At 38.3% G+C, this 10,964-nt stretch carries 13 protein-coding genes and 1 tRNA gene; 5 read left to right on the top strand and 9 right to left on the bottom strand.

The annotated features are described in order from the left end of the window. On the top strand, positions 1–1,119 hold the full coding sequence (locus tag H8S90_RS21045) for an efflux RND transporter periplasmic adaptor subunit (RefSeq protein WP_187339760.1): 1,119 nt from the start codon (positions 1–3) through the stop codon (positions 1,117–1,119). Between the two features lie 121 nt (positions 1,120–1,240). Here the strand turns inward: H8S90_RS21045 and H8S90_RS21050 are convergent, their stop codons facing one another. The 3 genes from H8S90_RS21050 to H8S90_RS21060 form a co-directional block, all read right to left on the bottom strand. Then, positions 1,241–1,420 (bottom strand): hypothetical protein, encoded by a 180-nt coding sequence (locus H8S90_RS21050; RefSeq protein WP_187339761.1) that lies wholly within the window; start codon positions 1,418–1,420, stop codon positions 1,241–1,243. Positions 1,421–1,514: 94 nt separating this feature from the next. Continuing rightward, entirely contained in the window at positions 1,515–2,336 is an 822-nt protein-coding gene (locus H8S90_RS21055) for an arylamine N-acetyltransferase (RefSeq protein ID WP_187339762.1), read from the bottom strand. Between the two features lie 676 nt (positions 2,337–3,012). After that, positions 3,013–3,891: an AraC family transcriptional regulator gene (locus tag H8S90_RS21060; RefSeq protein ID WP_187339763.1), complete on the bottom strand. Its 879-nt coding sequence runs from the start codon at positions 3,889–3,891 to the stop codon at positions 3,013–3,015. Between the two features lie 153 nt (positions 3,892–4,044). Here H8S90_RS21060 and H8S90_RS21065 point away from each other — a divergent pair, with 153 nt between their 5' ends. Then, on the top strand, positions 4,045–5,187 hold the full coding sequence (locus H8S90_RS21065) for a cellulase family glycosylhydrolase (protein ID WP_187339764.1): 1,143 nt from the start codon (positions 4,045–4,047) through the stop codon (positions 5,185–5,187). Positions 5,188–5,210: 23 nt separating this feature from the next. On the opposite strand, the gene H8S90_RS21070 is transcribed toward H8S90_RS21065, so the two are convergent. Together H8S90_RS21070 and proC are read right to left on the bottom strand one after the other, a co-directional pair. Beyond that, a complete protein-coding gene (locus tag H8S90_RS21070) occupies positions 5,211–5,384 on the bottom strand; it encodes a hypothetical protein (RefSeq protein WP_187339765.1) in 174 nt (57 codons plus the stop codon). Between the two features lie 297 nt (positions 5,385–5,681). Then, positions 5,682–6,512 (bottom strand): pyrroline-5-carboxylate reductase, encoded by an 831-nt coding sequence (gene proC, locus H8S90_RS21075; RefSeq protein ID WP_187339766.1) that lies wholly within the window; start codon positions 6,510–6,512, stop codon positions 5,682–5,684. 353 nt (positions 6,513–6,865) lie between these two features. Here proC and H8S90_RS21080 point away from each other — a divergent pair, with 353 nt between their 5' ends. The 3 genes from H8S90_RS21080 to H8S90_RS21090 all read left to right on the top strand — a co-directional run bounded on the left by H8S90_RS21080 (position 6,866) and on the right by H8S90_RS21090 (position 9,109). After that, positions 6,866–7,051 carry a CsbD family protein gene (locus H8S90_RS21080; protein WP_187339767.1) on the top strand — a complete coding sequence of 62 codons (186 nt, stop codon included), beginning with the start codon at positions 6,866–6,868 and terminating at the stop codon, positions 7,049–7,051. A 476-nt stretch (positions 7,052–7,527) separates the two neighbouring features. Next, complete coding sequence (locus H8S90_RS21085) at positions 7,528–8,310, top strand: PhzF family phenazine biosynthesis protein (protein ID WP_187339768.1); 783 nt, start codon at positions 7,528–7,530, stop codon at positions 8,308–8,310. 307 nt (positions 8,311–8,617) lie between these two features. Beyond that, entirely contained in the window at positions 8,618–9,109 is a 492-nt protein-coding gene (locus H8S90_RS21090) for a DUF1772 domain-containing protein (protein ID WP_187339769.1), read from the top strand. Between the two features lie 121 nt (positions 9,110–9,230). On the opposite strand, the gene tpx is transcribed toward H8S90_RS21090, so the two are convergent. The 4 genes from tpx to H8S90_RS21110 all read right to left on the bottom strand — a co-directional run bounded on the left by tpx (position 9,231) and on the right by H8S90_RS21110 (position 10,956). Beyond that, positions 9,231–9,728: a thiol peroxidase gene (gene tpx / locus H8S90_RS21095; protein WP_187339770.1), complete on the bottom strand. Its 498-nt coding sequence runs from the start codon at positions 9,726–9,728 to the stop codon at positions 9,231–9,233. 388 nt (positions 9,729–10,116) lie between these two features. Continuing rightward, positions 10,117–10,191 (bottom strand) — tRNA-Val (locus H8S90_RS21100). Between the two features lie 32 nt (positions 10,192–10,223). Further along, the gene (locus H8S90_RS21105; RefSeq protein ID WP_187339771.1) at positions 10,224–10,418 is read right to left on the bottom strand and encodes a hypothetical protein; all 195 of its coding nucleotides are present in this window, start codon (positions 10,416–10,418) and stop codon (positions 10,224–10,226) included. A 91-nt stretch (positions 10,419–10,509) separates the two neighbouring features. Further along, positions 10,510–10,956: a hypothetical protein gene (locus tag H8S90_RS21110; RefSeq protein WP_187339772.1), complete on the bottom strand. Its 447-nt coding sequence runs from the start codon at positions 10,954–10,956 to the stop codon at positions 10,510–10,512. Positions 10,957–10,964 lie beyond the last annotated feature (8 nt).

Raw genomic sequence — 10,964 nt, forward strand, 5'->3', positions numbered from 1 at the left:
ATGAATATTAATCGAATTATCACTTTGTGCTGCTTTTCCCCCATTGTGTGCATCTTCGCTAAATGCGCTTCACCGTCCAATAGCGCTGAAAAAGCACGCGACGATAGCAATACTGCCGTTATTGAAACCTTTCAATTAACTAAGGGGCAATTAGTTTCTGTCATCCGGATACCCGGTGAGCTCATTGCCTATCAGCAAGTTGACATCTATGCAAAAGTCAATAGTTTTGTAAAGCGGCTATATGTAGATGTTGGAAGTGAAGTGAAGGCCGGCCAATTATTAGCTGCTATGGAAGCTCCTGAGATTACTTCTCAGCTATCCGGGGCGGCGTCTCGTTTAAAATCTCAAGAGGCAGTTTATCTAGCCAGTAAAGCGACTTATGATCGTCTGCTGGAAACCAGCAAGACACCCGGCACGGTATCACAAAATGATCTCGACCTGGCGTTGGCGAAACAAAACTCCGACCTTGCGCAATTCGAAGCTGCCAAAGCAGCATACAAGGAAGTGGACGATAATAAGAATTATCTTGAAATAAGAGCCCCTTTCGCTGGAATAATTACTGGAAGAAATGTAAGTTCCGGAGCGTATGTGGGCCCATCGGGAAAAGGTTCAGAGCTACCAATATTTACTTTACAGGAACAAGATAAGCTGCGTCTGGTGGTGAGCGTACCAGAACTTTACTCTTCTTATCTCAAAAAACAGCATGAGGTAAGTTTTACTGTCAAAGCTCTTCCGCATAAACCCTTTACGGCAAAAGTTAACAGACTTGCCGGGGCGCTCGACACCCGTTTGCGTGCGCAACGCGTGGAAATGGATGTCAACAATACAGATAAACAATTATTACCAGGTATGATTACAGAGGTAGACATCCCACTTAACGGGCAAGATGAAACCTTTATAGTACCCTCTGAATCAATTCTGGAATCTACCATGGGAACGTATATCATTAAGGTTGAACATGATAGCACGAAGTGGGTACCTATAAAGTTAGGTCGTCAGACAGATGATAAAACTGAAATTTATGGCAACCTTAATGAAAATGAGCAAATGATTAAATTAGCCAGTGAAGAAATTCGAGATCAAAGCCCTGTTGCCGGAACGCTAAATATAAGCCAATAACTCGATCTGTGTATTAGCTACCATAGGTGAGTGCATCATATATCTCCGTTCGCAAGCTCTTCTCCTACGCTAGAGGCCGATCCTGACTGTTTTTGCGTAACGTTAAGCTTTGACTTAAAATTTATGAAAATCCCTTCGGATTTCTACTTGTCTTTGGAGCATCGTGTTTTCTTGGATGTTTACTATCCGAAAAACTCTCATCCCGGTCTTTAATAGCTTTTAATGCTGCAGCGGAGGGATTTGATTTACTCTCTGATTTTTTCATCTCGTTTTTTGACGCTTCTTTTTTATCCTTATTCATAATCAAGATATTAATTATTTATAACCTATTTTCATTACTACTTTATAAAGCAAGTTTATTATACATAATAACAAGAAATCTCTCAATATGTTTGTTAATATCTATTTAAGCTAGCATTGATGTCTGCCAACCTTACAGCTAGTTTATCAACCCCTTCGGTCTGAATACCAAACAGCCCGTTTAAAACCTGCAAGACCTCTTCTACGGATCGAAGTACTTGCGTTTCCTTCTTACCACTCAAGAAACGGATAGTTAGCACATTATCGTTCAAAGAGTAGCGAACCCCATCATCGACTTTCGCTGCAATCAACTGTTTTCTAAAGTGAGAATTAGGATGGGTTGACACGTACCAGTTACCCACTTCATAATCAGCAGGGGCAGTTGGTTCTGTATCAAAATAATAGACGGGTCGCCACTCCTTTTCTATTAAAACTTGTTGTAAATAGATCTTTTCTTTCTTTATTATCCGAAAAATACCGTGTGGGGTCTCCTGCACGACATTGGGTGCCAAGAGCAAAGGCGCAGTTAATGTCATCACGCCAAAACCAACATCTACAACATATTGTTGTTCCTCGAGTAACACCAACAATAACATATGTGTACGCGCCGTAATCACTGATGCGTCTATATTCCACGCTACTCGCCCCGAAAGACCCGTAACTTCAAAGCCCAATGCTGTGAGTGCCTCTTTCAGTAGCAAGTTTTGTTCAAAGCAATAACCTCCCCTACGTTGATATACCAGTTTCTTATTAACATCTTCGATCGCCAAGCTAACATTTTTCCCGGTCAATGGATCCAAATTTTCAAAGGGAATATGTTTAGGATGCAAACGATGAATTGCCATCAACGATTCCAACGAAACGTCTGTGCGTCCACTATGGTGAATCCGTTCTAAGTATGCGTTAACATTCATCATAACGTATCTTTTATTTTTTAATTTACTTGAGTACCACTCTAGCAGTGCGCCATTTGGCCCATTGACCGTTCACAAAATCCAATTGCGATATCAATAAATTCTGCTCGGCCAGCAATATCGCTGTATAACAAGTATATGAACCGTAATTTAACAGTTTTTATTGTAATCTATGTTTTTTCCAATGTTTTTAACTGTCCGGTTCTTTCCCATTCTTGTTTCAAAGTTGTTTGATAGTTACAAAGTGCATCAGAAGCTTCCTTAACAGCTTGTGGCACCAACTTTCTGAAACCTAAAAGTTCCCTTAGTTGCTCACGCTATGCGTAGGAGCATACGGCTGAATATCAAAATCATCAAGATTTATTTTACTTATTAAAAGCATTTTCCGGTATATGGTCCTGCGCGGATCTAATTAAGGCTTTATCAATCTGGATTCGCCTTCAAGCGATATTAGGAGCAGATGCAACTATAGAATGGATAGACCATACATTAACTGGAGTAAGAATATGTGCTGACAAGATCACTAACTGTAAGAAACGATATAAAAAAGATCTTCAATCGGGGAGACTGAAGATCTTTACTAACCAATTATAAACCTAAATTATGATGAAACAAAGATAGTGTACTAAAAACACTAATACAAATTTTAATTGTAATTTATTTGTAACCTTAAACCATGCTAATTGGCTTTTTCGTTTACCTGAAGAAACCTATTACGATATGTTAATGGGCTTATTTTCTTCCTTTTCCTGAACGTTTTGTAAAAGCTAGACACATCATTAAAACCACTTTCCAAGGCAATCTGAGCCACCGGCAAATCCGTATAAACTAATTGACGGGCAGCCAAATCGATTCTATAATCAATAACCATCTCCATCAGTGTCTTGCGTGTTATACGTTTAAAATATTTGCAGAAAGCATGGGGGGTCATGTGGACTAAAGCAGCCACTTCATCTACAGACACCTTTTGAGTAAAATGCTCAACGATGTATGCCGTCACACGATTAATTTTTTCTCTTTCAACTACCGCCATACTGTCGTAGGGATTCCCTTTTTCCAACACTACAAAATCTTCCCAAAAAGCTAGTTTATTTAAAATGGTAAGGAAAAGGCAAACCCTCTTTACGGGGCTTTGTTCATCCAGCAAGTCCAGCATTAAATGGTAAACTTCTTGAACCCCACGACCTGTAAACTGTAACCCGTTTTTACTTAAGTCAAGCAGTCTGCTTACTGCTTTCATTTCTGGAATATCAAAAAAATTGGTGCCTAAAAAATCTTCTTTAAACTGGATTACTATGGAGCTCGCATTAATTTCCCCATTAACAACCTGTTCTGTTTTCCAGCAATGAGGTAAATTCTTACCTAATAGGACTAAATCATCCTTATTATAGTCGTCCATCCGAGTGCCTACATACCTCTTGCCATAACCTTTAATAATAAAGGTCAGCTCAAATTCCGGATGATGATGATAAGGTGCTGAAAAATATTCTTCTTCAAAATGCCTAATCGTAAAAGAGGTATCTGCCATATTAGCAACTGATTCGAAGGTTGCTTTCATTTGTAAAACTTGTTAAAAACACTAATATATAGACAATATTAAGCTATTATCTCTAAAAATATCATCAAAAAACAATATTATCCAGTAAATAAACAATATTCCCCTTTTTTATCCATCAAATCGAGCGTTATTTTGAAATAAACAAAAGCAATTATGCGTACAATGGTTCATACAAGGTCTGACAAACTATTTAACAAGATGCTAGCCATACTATTTGTATTTTTAGTTACCGACTATTTAACAAGACCAGTTTTTGGGCAAGCACAACAAATACCTGCTAAACGCTGGACAAAAAAACAAGCTTGGGATTGGTACAACAAGACTTCCTGGTATTGTGGATTCAATTATATTCCCGCATATGCTATCAATTACACTGCCATGTGGGATAAAACATCCTTTGATCCAAAAGCAATAGAGCGAGAGCTGGCGCTGGCAAAAAAAACAGGCATGAATGCCTTAAGAGCCGTTTTACAGTATGCTGTTTACGAAGAAGATCCGCAATATTTCTTAAACACTTTGAATACCTTTATGGACATATGCGCAAAGTATGATATTCAATTTATGCCTGCCTTATTTGATGATTGTTCTTTCGGAATTGAAAATGATCCTAAAACAGGTAAACAACCAGAACCGCTAATTGGGTGGTATGCTTGGGCTTGGTCGCCTAGTCCAGGACATAGTATGGTAACAGATACTAGCAGCTATCCAAAATTAGCACAATACGTAAAAACCGTCATCAGTCACTTCAAGGACGATCAACGCATTATGTTATGGGACCTTTACAACGAACCGACAAATAGCGGGCTTGGCACAACCACTTTACCTCTTCTCCAAAAAGTCATTATTTCAGCCCGTGAAGCAAACCCAAGTCAACCTATAAGTATTGGGGTATTTGATCAAAACGAGCGTCTCAACGAGATTATACTTAACAATTCGGATATTATCACTTTTCATAACTATGGTAATCAGGAAAATCTGCAAAAGCAAATAGAAGAATTAAAGAAACATGGACGCCCACTCATTAATACGGAATGGCTCAACAGGCCCACTGGCTCCACGATTGAAAATAATTTAGCAGTTTTTTTTGAAGAAGGGGTTGGGTGTATGCTTTGGGGTTTAGTAAATGGCAAAACACAAACGCATTTACCTTGGGGACATCGACCGGGTGATCCAGAACCAAGTGTTTGGCAGCACGATTTATACAATGGTAGTTTTAAACCTTACCGCAAGGAAGAAGTGGCGTTGATCAAAGCATACATCAATCGAGCAATGGAGAAAAAGGCAAGTGAAAATTAGGTTTAGATTGACTGTTGAATTACTTAGTTGGCACTGTTACAACGAACGATACCATAAAAAGGATCGCTTTCTGTGGGTGTTGCAGTGCTACTAACAGAACTGCATACCCTAGAAAAATTGGCTTTACCGCCAACGATGTCACGCGATTCTTCAACAGTAATTTCTAATAAGTCTTCCGATTCCAATTGATTTTCCATTTTTACTTTATTTACTCTTTTACCTGCTCTTCAGGGTTTCGGTAATCCCTGGAAGCAAATATCTTTGATGAAATCTAATGTATCACCCCCCGAAATCAGCTATTTTCAATATCTTATCACCAGACCTTTTTAAATAAAAGGGCAACCCAATTCTTTCTATCCTTATCAGCTTATTATCCAAATTGAAGCATAAATCACCATTGCGGTTGATATATAACTAAAGGATATTTTTGATTAATCCCACAAAAGATGAGAACAAAAAAGCCTAGCTTTGGAGCCAGACTTTTTCGTTTTGATTTAGCCAATCGCCGTAGAGCTGGCAGCAAATTCCTTTCCCAATTCGGCGGCCCGTTTGAAAGCAGCATATGCAGCATCTTTTATCCTCTCCTTCACATGATTTTCTTCCATTGATTCGAGAGCTGCTTGTGTAGTACCTCCTTTTGAGGCCACCTTTCTCATCCATTCGTCAGGATTAAGGTCAGAAGAATTAAACAACTCAATAGCACCCAAAAAAGTTTGGCTAACTAATAGTCGGGCATCTTTTGTTGAAAAACCCATCTTTAAAGCCGCTTCCATCATTGACTCCATAAAATAAAAAACATAAGCCGGTCCGCTACCCGATATACCGGTGGAAGCATCAATTTGCTGTTCAGACTCCATTCCTATAGACCTACCCGTGGTATCTAACAAATTTTCTACTGTAGCGAGCTCCAATCGCGACACTTCGGCCGCCGCAGTGAAGGAAGTCATCCCCAACCCCACCAATGCTGGCAAATTTGGCATAGCACGCACGACCTTAGTTATACCTAATCCGTTTTTCATTGCCTCGATAGTAACACCTGCCATAATTGATATAAACAGCTGTTCATTACTCACCAGAGGATTCATTTGCTGCATAAGTTCAGCGGAGTGCACGGGCTTTACAGCTAGAAACACCACATCAGCTTGAGGGAGGCAATCTCCCAAACGATCATATACATCAAAAAGTTTTCGCTCCCGCAACTCATCGAGCTTAGTCTCACTCTTGTCGAAAATCATTAGATCCCCGTTATTTAAAAAATTAGATTTGGCAATAGCTTCTGCATAAGTTAGCCCCATGTTTCCACCTCCAATTACAAGTACTTTCATTATTTATTTATGTTTTTAATTCCCAGATATATTTTCCGGCTTTATCATTACTTGGCATAAATAGCACAAGCATCGTACTGTTACGCTATTTTTTGTCAAATTGTACCATTCTTCACATCCAAAATCAACAAATAATATAAATTCAGGTATGCGAACTAGCCCTATCTCCTTCAAATCGTGTACCAAGTACACGAATGTAAATATGACAGTCTAAAAAAAATAATTTCATCATTAAGTAAATCTGTCAGGTAACATCTATTGCTTTACCTTATCACTAAAGCACTTAAAAGGGTTATCAAACAAATGTTGGCAACTACTGTTATTAACGTAACTATTAACAAAACGGAGGAAAAATGAGTAACTTAAAATTGAGAGGTTCTTGGAATGAATTAAAGGGCAAGGTTAAGCAAAAATGGGGAGAGTTAACAGATGATGACTTAACTTACGCAGATGGTAAAGAAGAAGAGTTGCTCGGAAAGCTACAGCAAAAAACCGGCAAGACGCGAGACGAGATTGTTGATTATCTCAACAGCCTATAAGATATTGGGCTGATTTAATGTGCAAGGGTCGTCCTTCTGGGCGCCTCTTGCACATTAACAAACATTTATCGAAAAGTAATATCAAAAAACCGGCAGACACCCGTTCTAAAAAGCATATCTAACTCAACCGATCTATAATTGGAAACCATCTTTACTCTTAACAAAAAATTGATACCTGAATATTGATTACATTCACGCTTTGTGACGTGTCATACTTAAAAGCAGCTACGACATCTGTTCATTTTGAACGAGCGATTTGATCTCATAAATATTGATTTAATAAGTACGGCCAATCGTCGGTAATTGTGTCTTTTCACTATGTTAAAGTTTTAACATTTTACACAGCCATTACCTGCCTCACCTGTATCAGAACTCCCAAGTCAAAAAGAAAGGTTTTCTTCGCCAAAGAAAAACTACAGCTGATATTGGCAATTTAAAATTTGCAATATAAATTTATAACAGCTATTTTTATAACAATGATAAAGATTTACCAAGTAGACGCATTTACCGATCAACTCTTCTCAGGCAATCCGGCTGCTGTGTGCCCGTTAAACCAATGGTTGGAAGACGATATACTTCAACGTATCGCTGCGGAGAATAACCTATCAGAGACGGCATTTTATGTAAAGAAAGAAAATTACTATGACATTAGGTGGTTTACGCCAACTGTAGAGGTTGATCTATGTGGCCACGCAACTTTAGCCGCAGCTTATGTACTTTTCAATTTTGAAGGACATGCAGGAAACACTATTGCCTTTCACTCTTCTAGGAGTGGTTCTTTACCAATAACAAAATCAGGCGACTTTTTTTCACTTGATTTTCCTGTCGACACACTCGAACAACTACCTCTTGAAGAAAGCTTTCAGCATGCAATTGGCATCAGTCCAATAGAAGTATATAAAGGCAAAACAAATTACATGTTTATTTATCAAACAACTGAACAGATTTCAACCGCCACACCTAATCTCTATTACATACAATCTCTGAACGTGCGCGGCCTGATCATCACCTCCCAAGGGAAAGATGTTGACTTTGTCTCACGTTTTTTTGCGCCGCAGTCGGGAGTTGACGAAGACCCCGTTACCGGCTCTGCACACACCACATTAACGCCCTATTGGGCGCGACAACTTAGAAAGAAAAAACTGACAGCCATGCAACTTTCCTCACGCATGGGTTTTCTCAAGTGCGAAAGCACTGGCGATAGAGTTAAAATATCAGGTAAAGCCAAACCGTTTCTTATTGGAGAGATTATGCTGTAATGTAAAATGCCATTTAAAAACTTTGATGTTAATGGCAACTTGGTTTGGTTAGATTGTGTAGACAATTATACGCATTCAGAAGTATAACTGGAATTAAAAACATCTGACGTGACTTCTACCACTGACTGCCTGAATAGCAGAGAGATAAACACATGTGATAACTTAGAATAAATACCTGCTGACAAAACAGTGGATTATGGATCCTGCTGGTACGGTTTTTATTTTCAATAAGGAAAAAATGACTGTCGCTTTTGTTCTATTTTGAATTTTAGCACCTAGCTATCTTTACCAAAAAAATCTAAATGCCATGACAGTCAGACTACTCTTATTACTAACCACATTGACAACCGGCTTGATCAGTGGTTTTTTCTATGCCTACTCATGTTCTATAAATATCGGTTTGAGTAGACTGACCGATGCAGAATATATTCGAGCAATGCAGCATATCAATCGTGCCGTGTTAAATCCCACCTTCTTCTTAAGTTTCTTTGGCACACTAATTTTACTTCCAATGGCAACCTGGGTAATTTATGTAACAGCAGGTAGCACTTCTTCTTTTTACTGCCTTTTGGCAGCTTGTACGTTCTATTTTTTTGGTGTCTTTTTGATAACGGCCATGGGCAACGTTCCTCTCAATGAGTCTTTAGACCATTTTAATACTTACGTCGCTACGGCAGAGGAGCTAAATGAGCAAAGGATCGCCTTTTCCAATTCATGGAACCGTTTCCATACAATCCGCACCCTAGCTAATATAATCACTTTTGTCAGCTTGATTTGGGCAGTACTAAAATGGGATTAAAACTTCTAACAACTAGGGGCTGTTAAATGCTTAAATTTCAACGGCCCCTAATCCCTAAGGCGATAAGATATACAACAGCCGCTTGTTTACAAAACCATAAAATTATCGTATAACCTCTTCACTATTTTACTGCAGTTAACGCAGCATCATAATTTGGCTCCTGTGCAATCTCAGGCACTTGTTCTTCATATATTATCTTACCATCTGCATCTATAACCACAACTGCTCTACTCAATAAACCTCTTAACGGACTATCTCGCAATTCTACACCATACACCTTACCAAAGTCAGTGCGGAAGTCTGATAACATTACCACATTTTCTATTCCTTCTGCACCGCAAAACTCGGCTTGCGCAAAAGGCAGGTCTTTTGAAATACATAAAACAGTAGTATTAGGCAGTTTGGCTGCATCTTCATTAAATTTGCGTACGGATGCGGCACATACCCCTGTATTTACACTCGGAAATATATTAAGAATAATAGACTTCCCTTTAAAATCCTGCAAGCTTTTTTCAGATAGATCGCTAGCGGTCAAGGTGAAATCTTTAGCTGCAGTACCTATTGTGGGAAGCTCTCCTATCGTATTAACAGGGTTACCTTTAAATGTGATATTACTCATAGTTCTAAAAATTATTTTATTTCTCCTGTCCAAATTTACATTTTTTTTCTTCCTTAAGTTCCTTCACGCTGTTACAATAAGTAAATACTTAGTCATTTTAAGTATCTACATAATCTTTAATATTTTCGAGATAGCTATATCTTCAGCTGAACAGGTCACCAAATCCTGGCCAAACGACTGCGTTATATCGGAGGTGATTTGTTTTTTATTGGGGGTTAGCTTTGGTTTCATCGGGAAATGCATAAAAAAACCGAACTGAAACTAGTGATGTTTTAAGAATGAGGTATACCTTTCTTACCTGTGAAGAATAAAAATTAAAAGCAGGTCCTTTAATATAAAGGCTTATTTCCGTATCCTGCTTTTTAATAACTCGTACTGATAATATTTGTGGGAAATACAGGGCTCGAACCTGTGACCCCTGCCTTGTCGAGGCAGTGCTCTAAACCAACTGAGCTAATTTCCCCTATTGTTTAAGTCAGCAAAAATAAACTTTTTTTATGTTTTACTGTTATAACTCATCTGTAAATCAATAAAACCATGGTTACCAAATAATAAGCCTATTATGAAGAATCCATACAACCGACGATCCATAAAAAGATCCAGCACCAAATAAGTGAACTCGGGCAACCTTACCCTTATATCCCAGAAAGGATTAATTGCTTGAACCAATACATGTTTATTGCGATGCATGGCCGCTTTATAAAGCGTTTCATACAAAAATAACAAAATGAAGCTAAAATAAATAGCGGATAGAATCTTTTAAAGCATATAGTCTGCAGCTTTAAGAAACTACCGAAATATGTCTGGTACTGGGAAGAAAAACCTGTCTTTGTTCGTCGACCTTTTTGTTGATTTTCAGATCAACTAATCCATAACAATATTTTGCCAACTCTTTTATTTGATTAAAAGCTTCTATCAATAACGATTTATTTCGGTAAGTTGGAAGTAACGTTCCTCCAAAAATATGTTGATTCCCTTTGTTTATATCACGGTATATCAGACACGCTCCTATAATTTTATCCGGATCCGATTTTAAGCGAATGGTATAAGCGCATTTCGAAAGCCATAGCAGTCTTTGCGTAAAACTTACACCAGATTCGCCTTTAACATATAGTGCTTCAAAATAACTACCGCATACTGTTGGATAGTTGTGTAAACTAAGAAAACCATCAGCTTCTTTTACATCCAATTTTTTTAAAACGATACCTGAAGATCTTTCCTCTTTCATAACGAGCA

The sequence above is a fragment of the Olivibacter sp. SDN3 genome, assembly GCF_014334135.1.
GTDB lineage: Bacteria > Bacteroidota > Bacteroidia > Sphingobacteriales > Sphingobacteriaceae > Olivibacter.

Excerpts from the sequence above, each read along its gene's own strand:
- H8S90_RS21060 (WP_187339763.1), bottom strand. The coding sequence starts at position 3,891 with ATGAAAGCAACCTTCGAATCAGTTGCTAATATGGCAGATACCTCTTTT.
- H8S90_RS21055 (WP_187339762.1), bottom strand. The coding sequence starts at position 2,336 with ATGATGAATGTTAACGCATACTTAGAACGGATTCACCATAGTGGACGC.
- H8S90_RS21085 (WP_187339768.1), top strand. The coding sequence starts at position 7,528 with ATGATAAAGATTTACCAAGTAGACGCATTTACCGATCAACTCTTCTCA.
- H8S90_RS21090 (WP_187339769.1), top strand. The coding sequence starts at position 8,618 with ATGACAGTCAGACTACTCTTATTACTAACCACATTGACAACCGGCTTG.
- H8S90_RS21070 (WP_187339765.1), bottom strand. The coding sequence starts at position 5,384 with ATGGAAAATCAATTGGAATCGGAAGACTTATTAGAAATTACTGTTGAA.
- H8S90_RS21110 (WP_187339772.1), bottom strand. The coding sequence starts at position 10,956 with ATGAAAGAGGAAAGATCTTCAGGTATCGTTTTAAAAAAATTGGATGTA.
- proC (WP_187339766.1), bottom strand. The coding sequence starts at position 6,512 with ATGAAAGTACTTGTAATTGGAGGTGGAAACATGGGGCTAACTTATGCA.
- H8S90_RS21080 (WP_187339767.1), top strand. The coding sequence starts at position 6,866 with ATGAGTAACTTAAAATTGAGAGGTTCTTGGAATGAATTAAAGGGCAAG.
- H8S90_RS21050 (WP_187339761.1), bottom strand. The coding sequence starts at position 1,420 with ATGAATAAGGATAAAAAAGAAGCGTCAAAAAACGAGATGAAAAAATCA.
- H8S90_RS21045 (WP_187339760.1), top strand. The coding sequence starts at position 1 with ATGAATATTAATCGAATTATCACTTTGTGCTGCTTTTCCCCCATTGTG.
- H8S90_RS21065 (WP_187339764.1), top strand. The coding sequence starts at position 4,045 with ATGCGTACAATGGTTCATACAAGGTCTGACAAACTATTTAACAAGATG.
- H8S90_RS21105 (WP_187339771.1), bottom strand. The coding sequence starts at position 10,418 with ATGCATCGCAATAAACATGTATTGGTTCAAGCAATTAATCCTTTCTGG.
- tpx (WP_187339770.1), bottom strand. The coding sequence starts at position 9,728 with ATGAGTAATATCACATTTAAAGGTAACCCTGTTAATACGATAGGAGAG.